This is a genomic window from Paenibacillus sp. J31P190, from assembly GCF_059692075.1.
In genome coordinates this window covers 371,711-398,068 of sequence record NZ_JCAUAS010000003.1, presented here as the reverse complement: position 1 = coordinate 398,068, position 26,358 = coordinate 371,711, and the positions used below count along the sequence as shown (strand labels likewise).

23 protein-coding genes are annotated in these 26,358 nt (G+C 43.6%); 17 read left to right on the top strand and 6 right to left on the bottom strand.

Translation table 11 applies throughout. The annotated features are described in order from the left end of the window. Positions 1-8: 8 nt before the first annotated feature. Together AC58U0_RS08885 and AC58U0_RS08880 are read right to left on the bottom strand one after the other, a co-directional pair. Positions 9-1,037, bottom strand: a complete 1,029-nt coding sequence (locus AC58U0_RS08885; RefSeq protein ID WP_497378645.1) for a GntR family transcriptional regulator — start codon at positions 1,035-1,037, stop codon at positions 9-11. Between the two features lie 428 nt (positions 1,038-1,465). Then, entirely contained in the window at positions 1,466-2,335 is an 870-nt protein-coding gene (locus AC58U0_RS08880) for a helix-turn-helix domain-containing protein (protein ID WP_497378644.1), read from the bottom strand. A 138-nt stretch (positions 2,336-2,473) separates the two neighbouring features. On the opposite strand from AC58U0_RS08880, the gene AC58U0_RS08875 reads away from it, so the two are divergent. The 3 genes from AC58U0_RS08875 to AC58U0_RS08865 all read left to right on the top strand — a co-directional run bounded on the left by AC58U0_RS08875 (position 2,474) and on the right by AC58U0_RS08865 (position 6,062). Continuing rightward, positions 2,474-3,247, top strand: a complete 774-nt coding sequence (locus AC58U0_RS08875; protein ID WP_497378642.1) for a phytanoyl-CoA dioxygenase family protein — start codon at positions 2,474-2,476, stop codon at positions 3,245-3,247. Between the two features lie 389 nt (positions 3,248-3,636). Further along, positions 3,637-5,211 (top strand): phytoene desaturase family protein, encoded by a 1,575-nt coding sequence (locus AC58U0_RS08870; protein WP_497378641.1) that lies wholly within the window; start codon positions 3,637-3,639, stop codon positions 5,209-5,211. A gap of 95 nt (positions 5,212-5,306) precedes the next feature. Then, positions 5,307-6,062: a DUF975 family protein gene (locus AC58U0_RS08865; RefSeq protein ID WP_497378640.1), complete on the top strand. Its 756-nt coding sequence runs from the start codon at positions 5,307-5,309 to the stop codon at positions 6,060-6,062. 626 nt (positions 6,063-6,688) lie between these two features. On the opposite strand, the gene AC58U0_RS08860 is transcribed toward AC58U0_RS08865, so the two are convergent. Next, positions 6,689-7,483: an HAD family hydrolase gene (locus tag AC58U0_RS08860; RefSeq protein WP_497378638.1), complete on the bottom strand. Its 795-nt coding sequence runs from the start codon at positions 7,481-7,483 to the stop codon at positions 6,689-6,691. A gap of 275 nt (positions 7,484-7,758) precedes the next feature. Between AC58U0_RS08860 and AC58U0_RS08855 the strand changes: the two genes are divergently transcribed. The 7 genes from AC58U0_RS08855 (at position 7,759) to AC58U0_RS08825 (ending at position 14,097) form a co-directional block, all read left to right on the top strand. Then, positions 7,759-8,775 (top strand): hypothetical protein, encoded by a 1,017-nt coding sequence (locus AC58U0_RS08855; protein WP_497378636.1) that lies wholly within the window; start codon positions 7,759-7,761, stop codon positions 8,773-8,775. Between the two features lie 92 nt (positions 8,776-8,867). Then, positions 8,868-9,590 carry a DUF8832 domain-containing protein gene (locus AC58U0_RS08850; RefSeq protein WP_497378634.1) on the top strand — a complete coding sequence of 241 codons (723 nt, stop codon included), beginning with the start codon at positions 8,868-8,870 and terminating at the stop codon, positions 9,588-9,590. Between the two features lie 275 nt (positions 9,591-9,865). After that, positions 9,866-10,531 (top strand): Crp/Fnr family transcriptional regulator, encoded by a 666-nt coding sequence (locus AC58U0_RS08845; protein WP_497378632.1) that lies wholly within the window; start codon positions 9,866-9,868, stop codon positions 10,529-10,531. 26 nt (positions 10,532-10,557) lie between these two features. Next, positions 10,558-11,397 (top strand): ABC transporter ATP-binding protein, encoded by an 840-nt coding sequence (locus AC58U0_RS08840; RefSeq protein WP_497378630.1) that lies wholly within the window; start codon positions 10,558-10,560, stop codon positions 11,395-11,397. Continuing rightward, positions 11,330-12,085 carry an ABC transporter permease gene (locus AC58U0_RS08835; protein WP_063870883.1) on the top strand — a complete coding sequence of 252 codons (756 nt, stop codon included), beginning with the start codon at positions 11,330-11,332 and terminating at the stop codon, positions 12,083-12,085. Before AC58U0_RS08840 ends, AC58U0_RS08835 begins: the two co-directional genes overlap by 68 nt. A gap of 35 nt (positions 12,086-12,120) precedes the next feature. Then, positions 12,121-13,149 (top strand): ABC transporter substrate-binding protein, encoded by a 1,029-nt coding sequence (locus AC58U0_RS08830; RefSeq protein ID WP_497378629.1) that lies wholly within the window; start codon positions 12,121-12,123, stop codon positions 13,147-13,149. 27 nt (positions 13,150-13,176) lie between these two features. Further along, positions 13,177-14,097 carry an MBL fold metallo-hydrolase gene (locus AC58U0_RS08825; RefSeq protein WP_497378628.1) on the top strand — a complete coding sequence of 307 codons (921 nt, stop codon included), beginning with the start codon at positions 13,177-13,179 and terminating at the stop codon, positions 14,095-14,097. A 570-nt stretch (positions 14,098-14,667) separates the two neighbouring features. Here AC58U0_RS08825 and AC58U0_RS08820 read toward each other — a convergent pair. Further along, complete coding sequence (locus AC58U0_RS08820; RefSeq protein WP_497378627.1) at positions 14,668-16,350, bottom strand: DUF2339 domain-containing protein; 1,683 nt, start codon at positions 16,348-16,350, stop codon at positions 14,668-14,670. Positions 16,351-16,482: 132 nt separating this feature from the next. Here AC58U0_RS08820 and AC58U0_RS08815 point away from each other — a divergent pair, with 132 nt between their 5' ends. From AC58U0_RS08815 to AC58U0_RS08785, 7 genes are all read left to right on the top strand, one after another. Next, complete coding sequence (locus tag AC58U0_RS08815) at positions 16,483-17,592, top strand: GerAB/ArcD/ProY family transporter (protein WP_497378626.1); 1,110 nt, start codon at positions 16,483-16,485, stop codon at positions 17,590-17,592. A gap of 15 nt (positions 17,593-17,607) precedes the next feature. After that, complete coding sequence (locus AC58U0_RS08810; protein WP_497378625.1) at positions 17,608-19,176, top strand: spore germination protein; 1,569 nt, start codon at positions 17,608-17,610, stop codon at positions 19,174-19,176. A gap of 18 nt (positions 19,177-19,194) precedes the next feature. Next, positions 19,195-20,394: a Ger(x)C family spore germination protein gene (locus tag AC58U0_RS08805; protein WP_497378624.1), complete on the top strand. Its 1,200-nt coding sequence runs from the start codon at positions 19,195-19,197 to the stop codon at positions 20,392-20,394. Positions 20,395-20,681: 287 nt separating this feature from the next. Then, positions 20,682-20,960, top strand: a complete 279-nt coding sequence (locus tag AC58U0_RS08800) for a hypothetical protein (protein ID WP_497378623.1) — start codon at positions 20,682-20,684, stop codon at positions 20,958-20,960. A 178-nt stretch (positions 20,961-21,138) separates the two neighbouring features. Further along, a complete protein-coding gene (locus tag AC58U0_RS08795; protein WP_497378622.1) occupies positions 21,139-22,896 on the top strand; it encodes a glycoside hydrolase family 2 protein in 1,758 nt (585 codons plus the stop codon). 173 nt (positions 22,897-23,069) lie between these two features. Then, entirely contained in the window at positions 23,070-23,624 is a 555-nt protein-coding gene (locus AC58U0_RS08790) for a PadR family transcriptional regulator (protein ID WP_497378620.1), read from the top strand. Between the two features lie 2 nt (positions 23,625-23,626). After that, complete coding sequence (locus tag AC58U0_RS08785) at positions 23,627-24,478, top strand: CPBP family glutamic-type intramembrane protease (protein WP_497378846.1); 852 nt, start codon at positions 23,627-23,629, stop codon at positions 24,476-24,478. Positions 24,479-24,528: 50 nt separating this feature from the next. Here the strand turns inward: AC58U0_RS08785 and AC58U0_RS08780 are convergent, their stop codons facing one another. Then, positions 24,529-25,404 carry a carbohydrate ABC transporter permease gene (locus AC58U0_RS08780; RefSeq protein WP_497378619.1) on the bottom strand — a complete coding sequence of 292 codons (876 nt, stop codon included), beginning with the start codon at positions 25,402-25,404 and terminating at the stop codon, positions 24,529-24,531. A 16-nt stretch (positions 25,405-25,420) separates the two neighbouring features. Then, positions 25,421-26,350, bottom strand: a complete 930-nt coding sequence (locus AC58U0_RS08775; RefSeq protein ID WP_497378618.1) for an ABC transporter permease — start codon at positions 26,348-26,350, stop codon at positions 25,421-25,423. Between the last annotated feature and the right edge of the window lie 8 nt (positions 26,351-26,358).

Below are 26,358 nucleotides of genomic sequence, written 5' to 3'. Positions count from 1 at the left end.
GTGAGTATCTACTCCCTTAACTGTTTAATATTGGCAACCGACTCGCGACTAACGTAAGCAGCCGAAAGTACGATTTGTTCCCTAGAATCAGTCTGATTGGAAAGGTTCCGATGAATCGCTGAAAGCAGCTCTTCAACTAAATGCTTAGCATCCAAACTAAAAGTCGTAAGTCGTGGAGAAATTTGCGCAGCGAGTGGAATATCATCACATCCGATAACGGAAACATCCGCTGGGACTTGGTAACCATTTTCGCGCAAGCCTTGAATAAATCCAGCAGCCATCCAATCGTTGACGGCAAAGACGGCATCTGTAAGACCGCTTGAAAGCAAAGTGTCAGCTGCTCGCCGCCCGCCTTCCCAATTCATTTTCTCGGTAAAGACCTCTACATGGACACCTTGCTGCTGGCAATACTCTAGAAAGCCTTGTTTCCTTAAGCGCGACGAGTCGTATTTATCAGGTCCTCCAAGAAGGGTGAAGGTACGGTGACCGCTATCATAAAGTGTTTTGGCTGCTTTGCTGCCGATGCGATAGTCATCAAAATAAATTTGGATGATATCATCACGATGTGCATAACGTTGAATGGCAAATAACTGCCCGGATGCTGACTTGATCTCATCCAATGTCTCGTCATCGATTTGACCGATGATAACAAGCGGACTAGGAATAGAAGATTCCATAGGATGCTCAGGATTAACCATAGAGATCTTAATGGCTTGTTTGGCAGCCAAGTTGGTAATCTCAACAAGGAAATTCGTAAAGAAGGGGTCATTTCCTTTAATATCCCGAGAGCACAATAGATATAATGTGTCTAAGAGGACAGAAGGGACAATATAAGTTCCTTTGCCGCGCAGTTGGACCAATAAGCCCTCGTTAGCGAGAATTTTAATCGCAGCACGTACGCTGACTCGGCTAGCATCAAAGCTTTCGGCCAAATCACGCTCAGAAGGAATCTTAACAAGTTGATCGGTTTGTAAGGATTGAATCTGATGGCGCAGCTGTTCGATCAGTTTTTCTTTGACAAGCGGAGATTTTTCCATGCAAGCAGGACCACCATTCAATACCAGATTCGAAACTATTTAATACCAATAAGATACCACGTGGAGTGTGGGTAGTCCATCTTTATTTTTTTTCTTTCTCTTCTTCTTTCTTCTTCGAATCTATTTGTTTTGCTTATCAATGAATCCGTACTCACGGTAGAATGTTGTTGCAGAAAGTGCAACAATTGCTGCCAAGTTCCCACCGCTTCCCCTTTGTTGTTGCATAAAGTACAACAATCGGAGCTTAAACAGGCTATTTTGCAACAAATGGGCTCGAAATGTTGCACGAACTACAACTTCAAGTTGCAAAATAGCCTTTGGGAGTGCGAATTGTTATAGTAATTACAACAATGGTAAACATGTTAGCCCATAACCCTTTAGCAATGTTGCTGGAAGGTACTCATTCAAATTTTGGAGCTGTTCAAAGCTTACAAACGATTCTTTTCCTGCTGGCGGAACTTGCCTGGCGGCAGTTTCTTCTCTTCCATAAAAGTACGAGAAAAATAATGGACAGAAGAAAAGCCGGTGACTTCGGCAATTTCTTTAATTGAAAGCTCACTTGTCAGAAGCAAGTGGGCTGCTTGACGTATGCGTTCACTTCGAATGAAGTCAGTAAAAGTCTCATGTATGCCCTCAGAGAACAAGCGGGATAGATGACGTTCTGAGACGTTGAGATAACCAGCAACATGTCCAAGATGAAGCGGCTGGGATAAGTTATCACGGATATAAAGCTTGGCGCGCTGCAGCAGAATATGTGTATTTTTACGGTGAAAGTAAGGTTTAGTCATGTCTTTTCCGAATAATGAAAGAAAGGATACTAGAAGTGCGTAAGCAAGCGAGGGAATCGCAGCAGGCGGCAAGCTCCCTTTCCCTTCTTGGATCAAAAGTGACTTCCACAAGTGAGCAGTAGGGTGATTGTCAGCTTCATGAATGCAAACCTCGGCATGCTCAGCTAGATCGTTGAAGGCTTCACGCATCGTATCGTCGCTCAGTGTTTCATCTAATTCGAATGCGACATAAACTATAAATAAGCCCTCTTTCGTACGAATTTGATGATTAATCCCCGGTCTCGAACAAAAGTGTGTACCTGCCCTGAGTGGATAGACAACACCTTTTTCCGTATACTCACCCTCACCACTAATAATAAAACAAACCTCAAAGAAAGAATGCTTATGGGGCTGATTATCGAACAGGCAAGGGTTAACTCCCCAATATTGAATTTTGAAGCAAGCAGCGGGTCCGTGAATGACGTTTAGGACTTCATTAAGCATGGAATCGGTTTCTTTACATAGATACATAGGCTTCATCCTTATATTTAAATGTCCTTATTCTGCAAAAAGGTGTCCTTTAGAGAAAAAGACAGAATCCATTGGTTTTCCTATAATTATAAATAAGAAAGCGAATAAATATCAATGAGACAAATGGAGGAATGGCCTGTGATCGAACAAAAAGATGTAGATTTTTATAAAGAAAATGGGTATTTGCTCGTTAAGGGAGTTTTCAATCAACAGGAAGTTGAAGAAATGAGACAAGGTGTAGAGGGGATCATTAGCCGTGCTGCACAATCAAAGGCTGATCATAATTCACAATGGCAGGGGGACTTTCTTCCGGCAGCGGAGCTGAAAAAGCTTGTCTTAAAAGGCTTTCATGATGTGCATTATCACGATGCTGCGTTTATGCGAGCTGTGATTCATCCGAATATGACTGCTGTGCTGACGCAAATTATTGGTCCAAACGTGCAGCTGCACCATTCCAAAATGCTTGTTAAACCGCCAGAGAATGGCGCAGCTTTCCCGATGCATCAAGATTACCCTTATTTTCCGCACGAAAAGCATTCCATGCTAGCTGCAAGTGTGCATCTGGATCACGCCGATGAGGAGAACGGCTGCCTGCGTGTCATTCCGGGTTCGCACCGCACTGGCTCCTTGCCACATGTAGGCTCTTATTATTTGAATCATAAGGAATATCCGATTAATGAGGGGACGCCTTGCGTAGCAGAAGCGGGGGATGTTCTGTTCTTCAATTACTTGACCATTCACGGCTCAGAGTCGAATAAGAGCTCTAGAACAAGAAGGAATGTATTGTTCCAATACCGTGATGCCAGTGATTTTCCGACCGAAAATACACATTTTGACTGGGGAATGGGTCTGATGGTTAGCGGGAAGAATCCGAATTTCACGAAGGTGAAACCTGATTATAAAATCATCTAATAGAAGGAAGTAAGAGGCGCCCTAGGGTGGCCTCTTTTTTTCTCATTGCTGCTGTTTGGAGTCCGCTTTAGGTTCAAAGTTCATACAGGGCTTGCCAGAAGAAGAAAGTACACGAAGACTGGGCATTGTCTGTGTTTTGAAGCCGTATGCTTTGCAACCTCTAGGGAAATTGGCATCCCATGTAATGTAGAAATGTTGGCATTTTATGCAGTTGATACGTTGTGATTCCGTCATATTTGTCCCTCTTATTTTAAGATAAATCTATTATAACGTATTAAAATAGCGAATGGATAATAGGATTGAATCTGTCGACAAGAAGAGGCAAACCTTTCACAGCCATTCGGTTAGTATTATCCATGATGGAAGTCAATGTGAGGAGGGATTGGGAGTTGAAAACGTTCGATGTCATCCTAATTGGGAGTGGCCACAATGCTTTAATTACGGCTGCCTATTTAATACGCGCTGGGAGGAGTGTGCTCGTTCTGGAGAAAAATGATCGTCCAGGCGGTTTCCTGCGTACGGAGGAGCTCACTTTACCGGGTTTCAAGCATGATGTCTATGCTGCGGCACATCCTCTTCTATTGACAGGTCCGGCCTATGCCGATCTTGGCGAAGCTCTTGAGGCCCGCGGGTTACGCTATTTAAACACGGACCTGCCAACTGGAGTCTCCATGGAGGACGGGCAAACGGCTGTATTCTCACGATCGTTCGAGGCGTTAATTGCAGAGGCCGAACGACTTGCTCCTGGCGATGGAGCTGCTTTAGCGGCCATGTTCGAGGCATTTAATCCTTATGCAGCGGATGTTTTTGCTTTATTTAATTTGGATCTATCACGCTCCAAAGCCTCAACTATCATCGAGAAACTTTTACATAATAAGGGAAGTAAAGGATACTCCGAATTTGCGGCATCCATCTTCTCAACCGCTCGCAATACCGTAAGTTCCTTTCAATCACCTGTACTTCGAGCTATGTTGGCACCGTGGGTATCTCATCTTGGGCGTACGCCTGATGAAGTCGGCAGCGGGATTTGGGTGCCTCTTACAGCAATGGCTTTAATGGGAGGGGGAATGCCAATTCCCGAAGGTGGAAGCGAAAAGCTTGCCCAAGCACTTGCCCTGCTCATTCAGGACCAAGGCGGTATCATCCTCACGGAACAGGAGGCGGAGCGAATTGTAGTGAAAAACGGACGCGCAGTTGGTGTGCAGACTTCAAGGGGAGAGGAGTATCGGGCGAAGCATGCCGTCGTTGCATCAACAAGTCCAGATCGGCTATATCTCTCACTTTTGGCTGATGCTGAGATTAGTACTCCGCTGCGTGAACAAGCGAAGCGGTTCCGCTATGGCAGGGGTTGTGTGCAGATCCATCTTGCTCTGAGTGAACCGCCGCAATGGCCAGATGCTCGCTTTACTAAGGTCGGCCAGCCGCATCTAACGGATGGGCTCGATGGATTCACACAAGCCATTGCACAAGGAATGGCGGACTTGCTTCCAGCCAAGCCTACTTTCACTGTGGATTGTTCCACGAATCTGGATCCGTCTCGTGCTCCTGAAGGAAAGGCTATCATGCGTATTCAGGTGCTCGAGGTACCTTGCCGTCCTCGCGGCGATGCCGCTGGTCTTATTGATGTCGGTGATGGCAGTTGGACACCAGAGCTTACAGAGCGTTTCACTGAGCGAGTACTTTCGATAGTAAGCAAGCATATCCCTAATATCCCGAGTGCCATTATTGGCCATGCCGTTGTCACGCCAGACACGATTGCCAAATTTAATCCTAATTCCGGCCCAGGTGATCCGTATGGCGGGGCGCATGATTTGGCGCAAAGCTACCTGTTTCGCCCCCTACCGGGGCAGCCGAGTCATCAAACAGAAATTCCAAACGTATATATGTTGGGTGCGGCTACCTGGCCAGGGCACGGGATCAATGGAGGATCGGGTTATATCGTCGCGCAAAAGCTGTTGAAATAAAAAGGAATAGCGAAGTGTCCTGAGGGTATATCGCTTTTCTGATTTATGCTGTACGATGGGTAGTGGTAAATATAGTAAGTTTAGGGGGAAATAATTTGTATTGGACGCGTAGAGATTTAAAGACCAGAGCCAAGAACGTTCTGCGGACATCGTATTGGAAAGCTTTTCTGGTTAGTTTGGTATTGGCCGTGGTTAGTGGCGGGGTATCAAGCTGCTCATATAATTCGGGTGGAAGTACATCGATGAGTCTTCCCGGGTTTAGCGGCGGAATGGGTGATGTCTCCGACGGAGCAGGTCTTGCTATTATCCTTATCATTGCCTTTTTGGCAGCCGTGATTGGACTAGTGGCGTTAGCTTTTAATATCTTCGTTGTATCTCCGCTAAAAGTGAGCGTACAGCAATATTTTAAACAAGCTGCACAAGATGATGTAAACATGAACTATCTCGTGTATTCGTTTACGAAAGGCAATTACATTGCAATTGTTAAAGGTATGTTTTGGAGCGGCCTGCTTAACTTCTTATGGTTTTTGCTGCTCATTATTCCAGGTATCGTGAAGTCGTATGCATACAGCATGACGCCTTATATTTTGGCGGACAATCCTGGGATTGGGATGAAGAGAGCTGTTGATCTCAGTAATCAAATGACACGCGGGCAGAAGTGGAAGATGTTTGTGTTGGATCTTTCCTTTATTGGTTGGTTTATTCTAGGAACGATAGCACTGGGAATAGGTGTTTTATTCGTACTGCCTTACTATAACTCAACGAAAGCGGAGCTTTACTTGGTCCTTCGCGGGCAGGCGTTGCATGATGGGATCAGCAGCAGCGCGGAGTTGAATTTGCCTTATGTTTAAAAAGAGACACTTATGAGAGAGATAGCAAAAAGGAGCCTGTCGATGAAATCGATAGGCTCTTTTTGTGTATCTCCAAAAATAAAATTCCTCTTCAAGAGCCTCTAAAGTACTTAGCTGGGAGAGAAATATGTGTTCCAAGAGCAGCACTTAGCTTGAGCGGTTGGGGTTAATAGGATTAAATCCATTGGAGGAAATCCAATGAAATTCAACATGCTATTCGTGAATACATGATTCCATTGGACAATATGCAATGGGATTTTCTCTTAAGCCTACTCACGAGCCATTTTCGGAAAAAACATTGTATTTCCTCCAATGGAATTGCTTATGAACACTTCCTTTATGGTATTCCATTGGATATTGTCCAACAGAATAAGTTTGGACATCTATTCTTCTTATGCAAAACAAACTCACAAACTAAAAACAAACTCAATATCACCCTAATAAACACACAAACCCAAAACAAACTTCTTCTGTAGTCGACGGAATTCCTGAGTCAGCCGTAGCACGACCCTAAACGGGTTATTTGGCGGAAAATCAGTGCTTTAGAAGAACGTGAGTGAGGTATTTGCTCCAATTAGTGGGTGTAGCACATGAAGCGGCATACCTCAGCTCATCCTTCGTTAACACTATTCAGGTTTCAAAATACCCAGCAGTTCAGGTAATGTAGCGATCTCATAACTTGGGCGATTGTGAATCGGCGCCGTGCGGTTATGATGATTGATCCAAACATTCCGCATGCCAACCCCTATCGCCCCTCTAATATCCGTATCTAAATTATCGCCAACCATGATAGTTTCTTCCACAGTGGTACCAAGCAAATTCAAGGCATACTCAAAAATAGTCGGATCAGGTTTCCCTTTGCCGAAGGAGCCGGATATAAGAATATGATCAAAGTAAGCCGCTAAACCAGGAATGCTGTCTACTTTCTCCTGCTGCAGGTCTGGAGCGCCGTTCGTCATTAGCAGTAGTTGATAATTGTGATGCAAAGCATTCAAGACCTCGAAAGTTGTCTCATAAACCAAGGGACGCTCTCTTCGCTCACGAGCAAATCGCTCGGCAAGCTTCTCCCCTAATAAGGGATCATCGATACCTAATTTGAGCAAGCCCTGTGTCCACGATTCCTTCTGATAAATAGGGGCGAACTGTTCCAGTTCCAGAAAGGATGGATGCTCTTTCGAATCGAAGCGTCCCCAGAGTGCTTCCAAATGAGTAACCTCAATCATTTTGGCAAATTCATAACAAGCAATTGTACGAAATAGGTGTTCAGATGACTCTCGTACCGCACTTTCAAGTGATTTAGGATCAACGTTGGCTGATTCAGAGGCTGCTTGGCAGGTTGCTTGAAAGGCTTCATTTATACTTTGTTCATCCCACAGCAACGTATTGTCTAAATCAAAAATAATCGCTTTGATAGGTTTCATTGTCCACAATCCTCCCTATGTCCTATACATAATTTGCTTCATAAATAAAAGGAAGTCAACCGTAAAGTAAGGGGAAATCATTTAATAAATTGTAAACAAACAACTAAACCAAACGTATTGTGCTGGGTTTTCTCCATAGCGATCTTGATGCCATTATTCCGTTAAAGTGTTGCCGTAGATCCTGCCTTGCATGGTCTCATATCCATTATCCTGTCTATGTCATTAGCTATGACATATAATATGTGTAAAGAGACAAATTTGAGGAGATGATGGGTTTGTCAGTCCTGGTACCAATGCCGCAATCGAAAGCGAATATCGGTAATTTCAAGCATACGATCACGATGTTGATGGGGATGTGGCTTATCATTGGTTTGTTTATTGACGGCTTTGCTCATAACCATGGTGCGGTTGAAACCTTTTTCACGCCTTGGCATGCCATTTTGTATTCGGGATATCTGGCTTGCGCAGTGTGGATTTTCTATCTGACTTATCAGAACAAATCTAAGGCTAATCATGTAACTTGGGTGCAGGCGATCCCGACTGGTTACGAGCTTGGCGTAGCAGGAGTCATCATCTTTTTCTTAGGCGGCCTTGGTGATATGTATTGGCATACGGTGTTTGGAATTGAGAAGAATATCGAAGCATTGCTAAGCCCAACACATTTGATCTTGTTGACAGGTGCACTTATGATCCTGACCAGTCCGTACCGTGCGATTAGTCACGCTGAAGATAAGGTCTCACCTACCTTTCGCCAATTGCTGCCTGCTTTGACCTCGATTGCGTTAACCTTTGCTGTCATGGCCTTCTTTCTCATGTATGCTTGGTCATTCCGTCAAAATCTATGGATGGCTAGGGAAGAAGATGCGGTCGCAAGAGCCGTCGTGGATTTCCTGATTACAACGATGCTGTTAGTCTTACCTGTCATGCTGGTTATAAGGAGATGGAAGCTACCATTCGGTACCGTCACTTATTTCTTTGTTTTCCAAGCGGTGCTAATGGCGATACTGGATGGCTTTTCTCAATACGGATCTATTGTGATTTTATTGATTAGCGGGATTGCTGCTGATTTGATGTTTAGGTCTATTAAACAGAGGGAAGCGAGCGATTGGCGATATAAGGTTGTTTTCTTTCTTATTCCTGTTTTAATCTGGGGCTTATACTTTGCGGATTTGAGCATTTATCATACATTGGATTGGGCGCCGGAGCTTTGGGGAGGGACGATGTTCATCTGCGGACTCTGTTCACTGGGGTTAAGCATTCTCGCGGCTCCAATTGTGCATAGAAAAAGCTAATGAAAACAACGCAAATTGTCCTTATAAGTATGACACTCCTTTTAACCGCATGCGGTACGCAGCCCTCAAAACATGACATGATGGGGATGCCGATGCCGACTACATCTCCTGCAACACATGTCCATCCAAATGACGCGATTGCTCATTTTTCAGTCGCGTCGAAGCAATATTTGCCTAATGAGGATGCATCTGTGACGATTCTCATCCAAAATAAATGGAATAAACCGATTGATCAATTCGACATCATGCATGAAAAGCTGCTGCACTTGATTGTTGTCAGCAAGGATCTCACCTATTTTGACCATCTTCATCCCGAATACGTCGGTGAAGGACGATTTGAAATCAAGACAAAGTTCCCGGCAGGTGGCCACTATCAGCTGATCGCCGATTTTACGCCGCAAGGCATGGGGGAGACGATTCAAACCCACTGGGTCACGATTAACGGGCAGCAAAAGAAAGAAGAAAAACTTCTACCTGATACGAATCTTACGAAAAGAGTCGGCGACAAAGAAGTCAATCTTTCCTTCGACCATTTGATGGCTGGGATGGATTTAAAAATGAACTTTGCCATTAGAAGTGCTGTGACGAAAGAGCCTGTAACTGATTTGCAGCCTTATCTAGGCAGTCTTGGTCATGTGGTGGCTATAAGTTCAGATGCGAAGGAGTTCGTCCATGTGCATCCGAATGATTCGAATGCTTCCGGGCCCGATGCAGCTTTCACTATCCACTTTCCCAAGAGTGGCATATACAAAATCTGGGGTCAATTTCAGCATCATAATGAAGTGTTCATTGTCCCTTTTATCATAAAAGTATAATTTGTAATCAAAAAGAAATGTGTTATTCATCTGGGCTTAATGAAACAGGCTTATAATAGAACTCGACCCCCTTTAAAATATATATACCTTAAGACCCACGGCCCGTTGCTGTGGGTCTCTTTTTGCGTTTAGACGTGCATAGTCTAAGAATTTTTTGTATTTGTCGGGAATCCGACATTCTAACATGTTATCATGTGGTAATATAACTATAACACATCGGAATACTCAACATTAAAACATAGCGTAAAAGGAACTTGGCAAAGGGGTTTTCACATATGGACCAATTGAATGAACTTGCTGATCTTCAGGAGAAGGACCCTACCAAGGAAGTCATGATTGAAGCATTTCGTAAACATGGGGTTATCCAAACCTACAGGAAAAACGAGTTTGTTTTTCAAGAGAATGATCAACCGAGCGGTGCTTATTATGTCGAGTCGGGATTAATTAAGATTTCCCAGTCCTCTGAAGAGGGGCAAGGGATTACCTTATTTCTACGCTATGAGGGAGAAGTATTCGGAAATGCGGAAATTTTGACGAACATTACCAGGAAACGTTACGCCAAGTGTTTGGTAGACAGCCAAATCATTACGCTAGACAGGCGTAAATTTCTCGAATTGGCCAAGGAGAATGCCGAGTTTTCTTATTCTGTAGCCGTTCTAGGAGCTCGCCGACTTCTGCAAACACAGAAGATGGTTGAAACGCTCATTTCCCGCCCCGTAGCTTGGAGGCTAGCCTGGTTCCTCATGCAGCTGGGCAAACAGACGGACGCTAAGCTTGAAGTTCAGGTGCCGCTCAGTCATGAAGAAATCTCTTATGTCATTGGCTGCAGCAGACAAACGGTCACAGAAACACTCAATAAATGGCGCGATAAAGGGCTCATCGACTACGCCAAAAAGAAGATCGTTATATTTAACCCGAACCGTTTCTTCACAGACATATGACGGACAGAGGTCTGGAGGGTATTCAAATGATTACGATAAACAATGTGAATAAATCCTTTTCGCAGCGGAAAGGCACTACCTATACGGCGTTGGATCACGTTTCGCTCACGATTAAGAAAGGGGAATTCGTCTCCGTGGTAGGCCCCTCAGGCTGTGGGAAGTCAACGCTTTTGAACCTGATAGCTGGGTTTGAAAAAGTAAGTGGCGGCACCATTACCGTGGGTGGGCAAAAGGTTACGGCACCCGGGGCTGATCGGATCGTTGTTTTCCAAGAGCACGGCCTATTTCCCTGGCTTACGGTGCTCGATAATGTCGCCTTTGGTTTGAAGCAAAAGGGGTTATCGAAGAAAGAACGCTATGCACTCGCTTTTGAGCAGATTAAAGCTGTTCACTTGAGCAAGTTTGTCGATCGTTATCCACACGAGCTATCCGGGGGAATGAAACAAAGAGTAGCCATTGCCAGGGCACTCGTTATGGATCCCGACATCTTGTTGATGGATGAACCTTTTGCCGCCTTGGATGAACAAACGCGGTTTATTTTACTGAAGGATTTGGAAGAAATTTGGCTGAAAACAGGTAAAACGATTTTATTTATTACACATAACATTCGCGAAGCTGTCATTTTGTCAGATCGGGTTATCGTGATGGCGACGCAGCCAGGCAGGGTCAAGAAGGAATTTGCCGTACAAGCAGCAAGGCCTCATCAAAGCGGCGATCCGCTCATTCATGCCTTGGAAAATAAAATTATGGAAGCTCTGACGGATGAGCTCGAGAAGGTAGTCAGAGAGGAGCTCGGCCATGAATACAGCCTTAAGAAGAACCCTATTTCTAATTCTTCTGCTGATCATATGGGAGTTGGGATTTAGGGTTTTTCAGTGGGGGTGGAAGTTTCCTTCACCTCTGCAAACCTTTCAAGCCTTTTATGATGGCTTTACCCAGGGGCATCTCCTTAACGCGATTGCAGCTAGTCTACGTCGCTTGCTCATTTCATTCGCGATTTCAATTGGACTTGGTACGATTTTAGGCTATTTATTTGCCCGTTATCGGTATTTTGACGAAACCTTCGGCTTTGTGGTTGTTGCCCTTCAGACGGTTCCGAGTATAGCGTGGCTTCCTTTCGCGATTATTTGGTTTGGACTTAATGATACTTCCGTCATTTTCATTACAACGATTGGTGCGACTTGGACGATGTCCATGGCGAGCAGGACGGGGATTTTGAACATTTCACCGATTCATCTAAGAGCTGCGCAAATGCTAGGAACAGGCAGCGGATATCGTTTGTTCTTTCAAGTTCAGCTGCCGGCGGCATTTCCCCATTGGATCACAGGAATCCGAGTGGCTTGGGCCTTTGCTTGGCGGGCACTTGTAGCTGGGGAGCTTATTGCTAAGGGAGTGGGTCTCGGGCAAATGCTGCAGGATGGACGCGGGCTTGGGGATACGGCATCCATTCTGTGCGTGGTCATTATTATCGCCGTTATAGGTACAATTTCGGATCATTTTTGTTTCAAACAGTTAGAAGATAAAATCGTGCTTCGCTTTCAGCTTAAGAAATAAATAGCATTTCATAGAACAAATAAGGGGGAATTAATTTGAAAAAATTAGGATGGGTCATGAGTTTGATATTAACCGGAGCACTGCTGTTGTCAGCTTGCGGACAGAGTAAAGAAGCCGTTTCAAGTGCTTCGAGTACAACCGTGAAAATTGGTATTTTGAAAAATGTTACACATGCTCCGGGATTTGTAGCACTGCAAAATAACTACTTCCAACAAGGCTTTGGCCAAAATGCCAAGATTGAAGTCACGGCTTTTGACAATGGAGCGGACTTCGCAACGGCGATTGCGACCGATCAGATTGATCTTGGTTATGTAGGCCCGGGACCGGTCATTAATCAATATTTGAAAAGTAAAAATATCAAGGTGATCTCTGGCGCGAATAATGGTGGAGCGGTATTGGTGGCTCGTAAGGATGCTGGCATCCAGTCGGTTAAGGATCTCGTAGGTAAAACTGTGGCTGTTGCGGCCAAAGGCGGCACACCTGATCTATCACTTCGCTTGCTGCTGAAACAGGAAGGATTAAAAGTATCCACAGATACTTCCGGTGTACAAATCGTTACACGAGCTCCAGCAGATACATTAGTTGCGATACGGCAGAAAGAAGTGGATGCCACATTAATTGCAGAACCTTGGGGGACACAAATCATTCAAGAAGGTTCCGGAACGATTTTAGTCGATTGGAATAAAATCCCGCCAAAAGACGGGAATTACCCGTTAACGATTCTCGTAGCGAGCGATAAATTTCTCAAAGAACACCGTGATTTGGCCAAAAAAGCCGTGAAAGCCAACAAACAAGGTATCGAATTCATTCAGCAAAACCCGAGTAAAGCCTATGGTCTGATTAGCGATGAATTAAAGCAGTTAACCGGAAAAGGGATGGATCCGGCGCTCATTAAAGCGGCCATCGATCATTTGAAACTAACGGAAGATATCACCTTAGAGGATATTAACGAGCAGGCTAAAGCCTCATTTGATGCTGGATATTTAAAAGTGAAAGCGGAAGAACTGGACTTCAGCAAATTTCTGGATCTAACGCTTTTGAATGAAGTGAAAAAAGAAAAATAATTATAGTTTACTTAGGAGGTCATTCATTTGCATATACAACCGCAGGAAAACCTATTGCCTGATTTTCATGAGCATATCAAAGTAGTGATACTAGGCACGGGTACACCGAGAGCCTTCTATGGTAGAGCCAAAGCAGGCGTCGCCATTCTTGCAGGGGATAAAACCTTCCTGTTCGATTGCGGCGGTGCGACCGTTGATCAACTGATTAAGGCGGGTATCATGCCGCAGCGGATCTCGGATGTCTTTTTCACCCATCATCATAGCGATCATAATTCCGGATTTTTCGATGTATTCATTACTAGCTGGCGAACACACGTAATTGCGGATCGGGTATTTGAAGGGCGTAAAGGTCCAATGAATGTGTATGGACCAACGACGACGAAAGCGATCATAAGTAAAATGAGAGAGTCTTTTGATTTCGACGTGAATCTACGGGTGAATTATAATTTCTCAGCCGGGGCAGGGGCGGACATTCAATACTTTGAAAGCAATGAGGGTATTGTTTACGACCAGGGTGGTGTTAAAATTTCCGCTTTCGAAGTGGATCATAAGCCTGTTTATCCAGCTATTGCTTATAAATTCGAATACAACGGCAAATCGGTTGTCATTTCGGGGGATACGATTCCTGTTGAAAATATGGTCAAACATAGTCAAGGTGTCGATTTACTTGTACATGAATCTTACAACAAAACGTGGCTGGACGCGCTTATTGCCAAATTTCCCGAGCAGACGATTGGCTTGTCCAATCCTGCAAAGTATCATTCAACTACGCTGGAGGTCGCTGAAATCGCTCGTGCAGCTGGGGTTGCCCATCTGGTGCTCACCCACCATATCCCTGCGCCTGCGGCTAATTATGAAGCCGAGGCCGATTATACCGAAGGTATGCGAGATATCTACTCGGGTCGGATCACGATGGCTAGAGATTTAATGGCATTTGATCTTTCATAGTTTTGTTGAAAAGCCGCCTCGAGTATTGGCTCGAGGCGGCTTTTTTTTGTTGTATAGGAAATAATGATAGATGCCGATCTTTGGATAAGTGTTGTAAAATGAAAACGGAAATGGAAGGGGATCCCAAACTCAACACGCACCCGGCATCACCAGATTTTAGCGGAACGTAGAAGCTTTATTTTTCTCAAAACCGCGTAATTCACGTTTTCACGGAACGAGGAGCCTCTATTTCCCGCTTTCGAGGTGGAAAAACTGGTAAAACGGCAAAATAAGGCTCCTACGTTCCGCGTGCGGGTCCCGCATCGACTTAATCACCGAAATAACGCCTCCTCGTTCCCCTCGATCCTCAGATTTGCAATCTAAATGTTCGAAATCACTCCACAGAGCTTCGCTTTCAAGCAGACCTATAATCCAGTGGATTTGCCCACCTTTTTATATGTATTTGAACAAATTTGTTCTATTACCTGCCCTCGCACCAAACTTTACACTACCCTCCAATAAAGGAGCACGTCACATGGTTTCCCACCTATCAAACAATGAATGTTCCCACCTGGCAACCATTTTAGCCCATCATTCCTTACGCTTATAAAACAATCTTGAAATACCAACGCCAATGGCTCCAAGTCCAATGAACAGGATGGCGCGAACAGCCGTTGATACATCAGGTAAATCGATGAAAATAATTTTGAGTAAGGTTACGAATAAGAAGATGATACCTACAAGCCTGGCTTTAGGCTTTTGGACAATGAGTCCAAAGACAATGAGCAGAATGGCGTAAACAACCCACACAGCTGAAAGTATCAAATGCTGGTAATCGTAAGTGATCGATCGTGTTAGTGAATTGGTCAGTTGTGAGAGATAGACAAGTAAGAGAATTAACTCCATCCATAACAGGATAAGACTAATTTCAGTTCGAGCGCGGCCTTCTTCAAGTGTAGCACGGTAGAAAGCATACAGGCCGCCAATTGTTGCCACGAGTACAAGCCACGCAAAGGATTCGTCTGATACTAGATGACGTATCGGATGAGTGAGGACGAATAACATCCCAATGAAATAAGTGATTACCCCGCTAATTTGCTGCAGCTTGCTTTTGAATTTAGCCCCTAAACATAGCGCAATTGCACCCTCTACAAGAATGGCGGAGCCGGCTTGATCCGCGTGCAGCACGTAAATGAGCCAAAGGAAAATGCTAAATGTTGCAATGGATAGCTGAGCGGAAAAAGCTCTCTTTTGACGAAACAGCCAGAAAGAAGTACCGCTATAGAGAAGCGACCATATCGCTAGCATCCATTCATAGAAGATACGATCTTTGGAACCGCCATATAGGCCGTACGTCCACGCTGCGAGCAGGCCGAAACTTAGGAATAATGTGATTCGCTGCCCAATCAGGCTGTCTTTGGAACGGAGAATTGAAATCGCAAAAAGGAGCAAATGCTGCAAAATAACGACGGTAAGGATCGCGGGTCGGCTGCCGGTGTCATCTGTAAACAGAGTTGAAAAGAGTAATGGCAGATGAAGGACTCCAAACGCAGTAAAATAAGCGCCACGAAAGGAATAATGTAACGATAAAACGATCATGACCATTGAAAATAACCCTTCATAGCCTGCAAATACCCAAATATTTGGTTTGGCTGAGTCGACTAGAAAAGGCACAAGATAACCGGCGAGCAGGGTAATGATCATGAGTGCTTGTGAGCGATGACGGACTGCAGTAAATACGCTTGCAGCAATAGAAACGACATATAGAACGAACGCAAGTGTGGGCGGAATCAATGTGAATAGCATATGCGCTGCGAAAAGAGATAAAATAAGGACCCCGCTGGATCCGCCGAGCAGCACTTGCCCCAAAGCCATGCGTTTGCGGCGAATTTGGACTTCTCCTTGCCAATACATGAAGCCAGCGACGATGACGCCCAGTATGCAGCGAACTGGTTCGGTGATAATTCCCGCATTAACGGCAGCTGTAAAGCCCCATAGGACACCTAACAGAAAGACGACAATGAAAATCCGCGGCAGCCAGACGCGAGCGATCAAATGCTCCCAATCCCTTGGTGGCGCCGGTTGCTTGATGGGTATTGTCACCTCATGCTGACGGTGCTGCTGCGTAGATGGAAATTTTTGACCAAATGTCGGTTGCGTCGTATGTACTTGCTGATCTTGTGACTTGGTGGTTTTTTCAATCAGGATGCTCAGTTGTTCTTCGAGTTCTTTGACCTTCATTTCCAGTGCTTCAACGCGTAAATCCAAATTCATACAAGCCCCCCTTTTATTTATACTTTAATGCTAATCAGGATGTGAAACAATTAGAAAATCCATATCTTGCTAATGATTTATGGGAATATGGGAATAGTATCAATAAATGGAATCGCTAGGTGAGGGAATTATATGTTGAAAGACGTTAAAATATCCGTACGCCAATTTGCTGTACTTGTGATGATATACACGATTGGGACTACAATCTTAGTTATTCCATCGGGACTTGCAGCTGATGCTAAACAAGATGCCTGGCTCGCAGCAGTTATTGGGGTTAGCTTAAGTTTGTTAATCGTATGCTTATACAACAAGGTTGGTAGTTATTTCCCAAACATGACCTTAACTGAATATAATGAAAAACTGTTTGGAAAATGGTTAGGGAAGTTACTGTCCCTATTCTTTGTTAGCTTTTCTTTTATCGGAGCTGCCACGGTCTTGTTTTATATGGGGAATTTTGTGAACACACAAGTCATGCCTGAGACACCCATTCAATACATCAATATTATTTTCGCCATTGTGGTTGTAATGGGTATACGACTTGGACTCGAAACTTTAATACGAGCGGCAGAGATTTTTTTCCCATGGATCATACTACTTTTTATTATTCTGGTCGTAACGTTATTGCCAGAGATTCAATTTGAAAAATTGCAGCCTATATTTTCAGTGGGAAGTAAACCTTTGATCAAGGCAGCCCTATCCTTTATTGGGACTTCTGCACTTCCCTTTATCGTGCTGCTCATGGTATTCCCGGCACATGTCAATCACTTTCAAAAAGGAAAAAAAGCGTTCCTGATTGCTACATTATTAGGTGGAGCTTGTATAGTAATTATTACCTTTTTGTGTATATCGGTATTGGGAACTAAAACGACCTTAAGACAAATGTTTCCAAGCTATGCATTAGCCAAACAGATAAGCATTGGTGATTTTTTTGAAAGAATTGAAATTCTTATCGCGGGAATATGGTTTCTAACCGTTTATTTCAAGACAACCTTTTATTTTTATGGTTTCGTTATGGGACTAGCTCAAATTTTGAATGTAAAAGATTATCGCCCGCTTGTTCTTCCTTCAGGAATGATTCTGGTTGTTTATTCGCTCGTTGTATATCCGAATGTTGCTTATATGGCAGAATTTGATAGCAAATCTTATATCCCTTACGCTCTAACGATTGGACTTCTGTACCCTCTCCTCATCTTAGGGGTTTCAGCAATTCGAAAGTCAATGACAAAAACGAAGATCACTTGAATAGGTTGGGATACCGTGGAGTTCATCAAGAAAATTTTTCGGAGTAACGATAACCGATCAACGGACACAAGGCTCTACCAAAGTGGCTCAACGATCTCAAAGGAATCACTTGAGGAGTCAATAAAACTTAACTTTGACAAGATCAAGAAAGATTTTGGAAATAGTAACGATATTGTTATGCAGACCATGCTTCTGAATGGAGCAGATCCGATTCATATTGGCGTCATTTACATCAATGGACTGATTAGTCCAACTTCCATTCAAACCCTGCTCACCGAAAATCTAAAAGTGGATTCAAGTGAGTTCCCGCTTAATGCTTTAAGAAATGCCATGAGCACACTCGGTCAAGTTCACGAAATTCCCAATTTTGAATCCTTATATCAGTCTATTTTATCGGGGTCAACGGTTATTTTGCTGGATGGCAGTGTACGGGGGTTGGCAGCGAATACACAAGGCGGGGAGCATCGATCCGTCGAAGAACCAACCACCCAATCGGTTGTGAGGGGACCGCGGGAAGGGTTTACCGAGCTAATAAGCACCAACACCGCACTTATCAGACGTAAAATAAAAGACCCTAACTTATGGATGGAATCCATGACAATCGGACGTGTGAGCAAGACGGAGGTCGCCGTCATGTATATGAATGGCATTGTGAATGACAAGCTAGTGGAGGAAGCAAGAATTCGGCTCGGACGCATCGATATTGATGCGATTTTTGAAAGCAACAATATCGAAGAGTTGATCCAGGACGAAACATACACCCCTTTTCCTACTTTGTACAATACGGAACGCCCCGATGTTATCGCAGCCGGCTTAATGGAAGGGCGTATTGCTATTCTTGTCGATGGCACTCCCTTTGTTCTTATGGCACCTGCTTTATTCACTCAATTTTATCAATCTGCAGAGGATTATTACCAACGAGCGGATTTTGCAACACTTCTTCGTTTTCTACGTTACATATGTTTTTTTATATCTTTGTTGGCTCCCTCCTTATACATAGCCATAACCACCTTTCACCAAGAACTGCTGCCATCCACTCTTCTGATCAGTTTAGCCGCTCAAAGAGAAGGGATCCCTTTCCCCGCTTTTATCGAAGCGGTCGTCATGGAAATAACGTTCGAAATTCTTCGAGAAGCGGGTGTGAGGTTACCGAAGACGGTCGGACAAGCCGTTTCAATTGTAGGGGCGCTAGTCATCGGCCAAGCGGCAGTAGAAGCTGGTTTGGTGTCTCCTGCGATGGTGATTATAGTTGCCATTACGGCCATTTCTAATTTTGTCATTCCCTCATTTAATATGGGGATTACGATTCGGATTTTAAGATTTCTTTTAATGCTTATTGCAGCTTCCTTCGGTTTGTATGGCGTTACTGTGGGGGTTATCGCAATCGTTCTTCATTTGTGCAGTTTAAGGTCCTTCGGTGTTCCTTATATGTCTCCAGTGGCACCGTTTATTTCTGCGGATCAGAAAGATACGATATTTCGCTTACCGCAATGGGCGTTAACTACTAGGCCTCGACTCATCAGTCAGAAAAATAACATTCGAGAAAACAATGCTTCCTCGAATAAGCCTGAAACCAGGCCCTAGATAAAGGAGTCATCTATAATGCGGAGATGTGTCATACCGTTTGTTGTTTTGCTCCTCATGATTGTATTACTCACGGGATGCTGGAGTCGGAGTGAACTTAATGATCTTGCCATATCGGTTGGTATGGGTTTTGACAAAAAAGATGATCAAGTGCAGGTGACGATTCAAATAGTTAACCCTGGTGCAGTCGCTTCAAAAAGGGGCGGAACGGGAGTGACAATACCTGTAAGCACCTTTAAAGCTACATCCCAGACCATCTTTGAAGCTTTAAGAAAAATAGCCACACAAAGTCCGAGGAAGGTATATTCATCTCATCTTCGGATTCTTGTGATCAGCGAAGAATTGGCAAGGGAAGGCATTACGCCTATTCTGGATGGGATTTCTAGAAATCATGAAATGCGAACTGATTTCTATATTGTCGTAGCCAAAGGAACAACGGCTGAGAATATATTAAAAACGCTTACCCCCCTCGAGAAAATTCCCTCAAATAATTTGTTCACTACGTTAGAGGTGTCAGAAAAGACTTGGGCGCCTACGGTAAAAGTAAGATTAGATAATTTAATTTCTGATCTGCAGACAGAGGGAAAAGATCCTGTGTTAACAGGCATACAAATCAAGGGTGATCCTAGAAAAGGTCATACATTGAGTCATGTGAACCGAACAGACCCTACTACTTACCTTCAATATTCAGGTGTAGCAATTTTTAAAAATGATAAGCTTGTCGGCTGGCTTAATGAACAAGAAAGTAAAGGATACAATTACATTTTAAACAACGTTAAAAGCACAATCGGACATATTACTTGCCCAAAAGGCGGTATTTTAGCAGTAGAAGTGGTGCGAACTAAGTCGAAAATGAAAGGGAAAGTGGAGAATGGCAAACCGCAAATTGATGTTGATATTTCCCTTGAGGAGAATGTGGGCGAAGTCCAATGCAAAATCGATCTTATGGATCCCAAACGTGTAGAGGAACTGGAGAAAATAGAGGGAAAAGAGGTGGAAAAGATTGTTGATTCCGCTATTCAAAAAGCTAAAAAATATGATGTGGATATTTTCGGCTTTGGCGAAGCGATGTATCGCGCGGATCCTAAATATTGGGACAAAAACAAAGGCAACTGGAAGGAGACATTTCTTGATTTACCCGTACATTTGAATACAAAAGTGAAGATTCGTCGTGTGGGCACCGTGAATGATTCACTGGTACAAAAAACAAAGGAATGAGCTAAATGTGGAATATTGCTGCGATACTTTCGATAACTACAGTTATCGCGATACTGGAAATTCCATCGCTTCTGAAGAAAAGGAAGGTTAAAGAGTTCGTAATTGTTTGTTGTTTATTATTATTAGGTACAGTACTAAGTATTGCCCAAAGTTTACATATGAAGTTGCCTAACCCCTTAGATTTCATTACTTTTGTTTTTCAACCTTTTAGCAAGTTAATACTCAGGCTTCTGCAATAAGGTTTTGTGCTACAATAGTCATAAACAACCATTAGGAGATGACATCATATGACGGAGCAATTAAACGAACAAGAGCTATTACAATTCATCGTAGACAAAACGAAGGCTGATCCTAAGCAAATTCAATTGGTATTGAAGTATGAGAAGGATTTTATTGTCAAAGCAGAAGAAAATACCAAAGGGGAAGTTGATATTGATAGCGATGAACTGATCGATCATATTCTGGGCAGACCCGATGTGAAATTGACAGAACTGGCGGTAGATAGCATTTTGGAAGCTGAGATGGACTATTTAATGAAAAAGGGATTTGCCGGATACATCGATTAACTATGTAATAAAAAGGAACAGATCACCTCTGAGAAGAGGTGTTCTTTTTTTTATTAACTTAAAAGTTAATTGAATAACGCATATTGACAATGTGGAAGCTTGATTAGATAATAATCTAAGAGTTATTCACGTTATTTAGTTAACTTTTAAATTAATTATATGGAGGCAATGATGAACGATGACGAACCAACCACGAGCTGAATATCCTAGACCTCAATTTGTAAGAGATAGCTGGATCAATCTGAATGGCGAATGGGAGTTTGAATTTGATGATGATCGTGTGGGCAGTAAAGAGAAGTGGCATTTAGGGAATAGAAAGTTATCCAAGACCATTCAAGTGCCATTCGCTTTTCAAAGTAAATTGAGCGGCATCGGGAGTAATGAGTTTCACGATGTTGTATGGTACCGCCGAGATCTAACTCTGCCCGAAGCATTCCAGAATAAACGGATTCTGCTTCACTTTGGAGCGGTGGATTACGAAGCTTCGGTTTGGGTAAATGGGGTGCTGGTTGCTAAGCACGAGGGCGGGCATACCCCTTTCCATGCGGACATCACGGATGCGCTTCAGGCTGGAACGAACAAGCTGGTTATCAAAGCAGTTGATTATAGCAAAGATGTTACACTGCCGAGAGGGAAGCAATATTGGCATACGGATTCGGCAAGTATTTTCTATACTAGAACAACAGGTATCTGGCAAACCGTATGGATGGAAGCGGTATCTGCCGACGGCTACTTGGATAAAGTGAAAATTACCCCGGATATCGATGAGAAACAAGTGGAATTCCAATTCTTTATCCAGGGTTCTGACGCAAATGCCAAGCAACAGCTGAAAGTAGAGATTTCATTTAATGGAGAACTCGTTTCTGAAGATACGTATGGGATGAGAAGCAGCTCTGGGGCGAGAAAAATTCGTCTGAATGATTTCAACGATCATGGACTTGGTGCCTGGTGGACACCGGAGCATCCAAATCTATATGACGTCACGTTCACGCTGCTGGTTGATAATCAAGCTGTAGATGTGGTAACGAGTTATTTCGGCATGCGTAAGGTATCCATCGAAGACGGTAAATTATGCTTGAACAACCGCCCTTATTTTTTGAAAATGGTTCTGGATCAGGGTTATTTCCCAGATGGCAATTTGACGCCGCCTAGTGATGAAGCGATCAAGCAAGATGTCGAGTTAACGAAGGCAATGGGCTTTAACGGCGCGCGGAAACATCAAAAGCTGGAGGATCCAAGATTTCTCTACTGGTGCGATAAGCTCGGACTTGTCGTTTGGAGTGAGGCGGCTAATGCGTACGAATATACAGAGAAGTATGTGAGTCGATTTACGAATGAGTGGATAGCTTCTATGGATCGCGATTACAACCATCCTTCCATTATTGCTTGGGTTCCTTTGAATGAGAGTTGGGGGGTGCCTAATATTCAAATCGATAAATTGCAGCAGCAGCATGCGCTGACCATGTATCATTTGACCAAATCGCTTGATCCGATGCGTCCAGTTGTGTCTAACGATGGGTGGGAGCTAGTGAAAACGGATCTGTTCACCATTCATGATTATGAGTGGCGTGAAGATGTGTTGGAAGAGCGCTACAGTTCTAGCGATAAAGCCGTTCATGCGATGCCAGCGAATCGCCGCTTATTTGTTGAAGGCTTCCCTTACGAAGGACAACCGATTCTTGTTACCGAATTTGGCGGTATTGCGTACAAGAAAAGCGAATGGGAAGGTTGGGGATATTCCGGGGCGGATAATGACGAGGATTATGAGAAAAAGCTGCGCGCTGTCATACGTCCTCTGCTAAACTCCGGTGTTGTACAGGGATACTGTTACACGCAGTTAACTGACGTTGAGCAGGAAATTAATGGCCTTCTAACCTATGATAGAAAGCCGAAAATTCCTGTAGAAATCATTAAAGCTATTAATGATCGTAAGTAATCTGGCTTACATGATTGAATACAAGGGAATCCTCAGGGGTTCCCTTGTTTGCTTGTGTGATGGTGTAGGGTTTAAAAGTGTAACTATGTTGACAGAAGCGAAAAAAGGGAATAATATCTATTTTATATATGTCTAGTAGACATGTCTGTTAGAAATAAAAGGAGGTGTCCATCATGCAGGATAAAATCATTCTGGGTTTGCTGCTGGACGGGGATAAGTCGTCCTATGATCTTAAGAAAAGCATGGAGGCAAGCACCGGATTTTTCTATAATTCCAGCCAAGGAAGCATACAACCAGCATTAAAGAAACTCGTTCAGAATGGGCATGTTCATCTTACGGAGGTGCGTCAGGGGGGGAGGAACAAGAAGGTTTACTCGATCACAGAAGAAGGAGAAAAGGAATTCCTAAGTTGGGCTGGTGAGCCGATTGCTTTAGACAAACCAAGGGATCCGGCACTTGTCAAAATGTTCTTCTTCAACTACGTCGAAGATTCCAGAAAACTAGAACTCATCGAAGCGTACTTGAATGAGATCGAAACAGTCCGGTCCACATTGAAGATGTTTCAGCAAATGAATCGGGAACAACTCGGGAAAAACCAAGAGCTTCTCAACAACCCGAAGGTGAAAAGCAGGCTGGATACTTTGGAGTTCGGAAGTGATTATTATGAATTCTTGAAGGCGTGGTACGAGAAGTATGCGCAGAAAATAAAAGAGGAGCTGGGATCTTGAAAATGAAAGATAACAGGACGCTGAGGAACGTGATTATTTTCTCGCTTGTTGCGTTATGCTGCGGTTGGGTCGGACGACTGGTTGATTTGCAGGCTGGAACGGATGAGAATGGGAGTCTGGGGCAATTGATTTGGATTGTGTCTCCCCTCCTAATCATGGTCATTTTGCGCTGTTGGATGGGAGACGGGTGGAAAGATTTCGGCATCAAACCTCGAGTCAAAGGAAACGTATTTCTCTATGTATTCAGCCTGTTATTCTTTCCTTTAATGACAATGGTGATTGTCGGAATCAGTTCAAGCTTGGGGTGGACGGATGTGTCGCCGATGTCTTCTCATTATTTAACGGCAGTCGGCTTAGCTCTTGTACCAAGCCTCATCAAAAACATTTTTGAGGAATTAGCATGGAGGGGCTATTTGGCTCCAAAGCTATATTCGCTTGGTTATCATCGTTTTATCGTTCATATTGCCGTGGGGTTAATTTGGGGCGTATGGCATTTTCCTTATTTATTTCTATTCGTGGATACCACGGAAAGCATGATCACCTATATCCCTCGCATGATGCTTGGCGTAATCGTTATGGCGGTTCTATACGGTGAGATTCTGCTGATGACTCGAAGCGTTTGGCCTGCCGTCTTCATGCACATGGCTGGAAATGCCTTCATTGATACGTTGATTCTGAAAAAGTTCATACTCGTGCAAGCAGAATTTAGTTATTTGGCTATGCCTAGTCCGGAAGGAATCATCGCCATTGTCTTAACGGCACTTGCCGGTCTATGGATGTATAAAAGAAGAAAAAGAGCAACGCATCGGCAAGGACCTCATGGCTTCCCAACACAGCCGCAGCTGCCGGTCTAGAATAAAAGAAATCGCCGTCACCTCATTTAAGAGGCGAACGGCGTTTTGTTTTACCCTTTGACAGCGCCAATCATGACGCCTTTGACGAAATACTTTTGCACGAAGGGATACAAGATTAGAATAGGCACCGAGGCTATCATGATAGTTGCATATTTGATCGTTTCCCCTATTTGAAATTGCTCGGCCGCATTAGCCCCTGATGACATGGAATCGGTATTATTCGCTATTAATATTTCTCGCAAAGTGAGCTGGAGCGGGTAGAGGTCACGATCCTTCAAGAAGATAGAGGCATAGAACCACCCGTTCCACTTCTCAACGGCATAGTACAAGATCATCACGGCAATGACAGGCATGGAGAGTGGGATGATGATACGAAAAAGAATCACGAAATGATTGGCCCCATCCATTTTAGCAGATTCCTCCAAGCTTTCTGGGACTGCCATGAAGGCCGTGCGCATGATGATCAGATTAAATGTGTTGACGGCAAAGGGCAAAATGGTCGCCCAAAGCGAGTCAATTAAACCAACGCCTTTTACAACCAGATAGAGCGGTATAAGTCCACCGCTGAAAAACATCGTTAATACAACAACGAAGATGAAGACACGATTCCACATCACATTTTTACGGGAGAGCACATAAGCGCCTAGAGCAGTAACAATAAGGTTTGTAATGACGCCGAAGAAAAGGATAAACAACGTATTTTGATAGCCTTTTAGAATAGCAGGGTTATGAAAAACACTTTTGTAAGCTTCTAAACTGAAGCCCAGAGGCTTAAACAGGAACCCTTTATGCGTGATCAATTGACCAGCGTTGCTAAACGAAGCAAAGGTGACATAAAGAAGAGGATACAGGGTAACAACAACAAGCATAAGCAACAAGATGTGGATTAACGTGACGAATAATCTGTCCGAATAGCTCGTTTTCATCTCAACACCACCTCCATCACCATAAGCTGTTTTCACTTATCTTTTTACTTATTTTGTTTGCTGCAATGAGTAAGGCTAGATTAATCACAGAGTTGAATAAACCAACCGCTGAGCTGTAGCTCCAACCAAACTCTATGAGCCCTTTGCGATAAACGAAAGAAGAGATAACGTCCGCCGTATCGTAGGTGCTGGGGTTATAGAGCAAAATGATTTTCTCAAAGCCTACGTTCAATAAATTCCCCATGCGTAGAATGAACATGATCGCAATAGTTGGTAGAATGCCCGGTAAGGTAATATGCCAAATTTGCTTGATTCTGTTGGCTCCGTCCATTTTCGCCGCTTCGTATTGCTCCTGGTCAATGCCCATGAGTGCGGCTAGATAAATAATGGATTCCCATCCGATTTTTTGCCATATTTCTGATAAAATATAGATCGTTCGGAACAATTCGGGTTTCTGCAGCATTGCCGTATCATTGAAGCCAAAGTAAGTCAGAAAGTTATTAATTAAACCGCCGTTATTTGTAAAATCTTTGATCATCCCGACAATAACGATGAGTGAAATAAAATACGGCATGTAGGTGACCGTCTGAACGAAGCGTTGAAACTTTTTATTCGTAAGCTCATTAATAAGAATCGCCAAAATAATCGGAGCTGGGAATTCAAAACATAGCGAGTAAAGGGAAATAATAACAGTATTCTTGAGAATTCGCCAGAAATAATAGCTGCTGAAGAAATCATTAAAGTGTTGGAAGCCAACCCAGCTACTACCCAGAATGCCTTTATTAGGGGTATACTCTTTAAACGCAATCAAGGCTCCATACATCGGCGCATAATGGAAGATAATATAGTAAGCCAGAACGGGAACCATCATCAGGTATAAATATTTATTCAGCAGAAAATCGCGCTTGAAGCGTATTTGGAAGGTTGCTTCCCCTGCTTTACGCATGATATCTC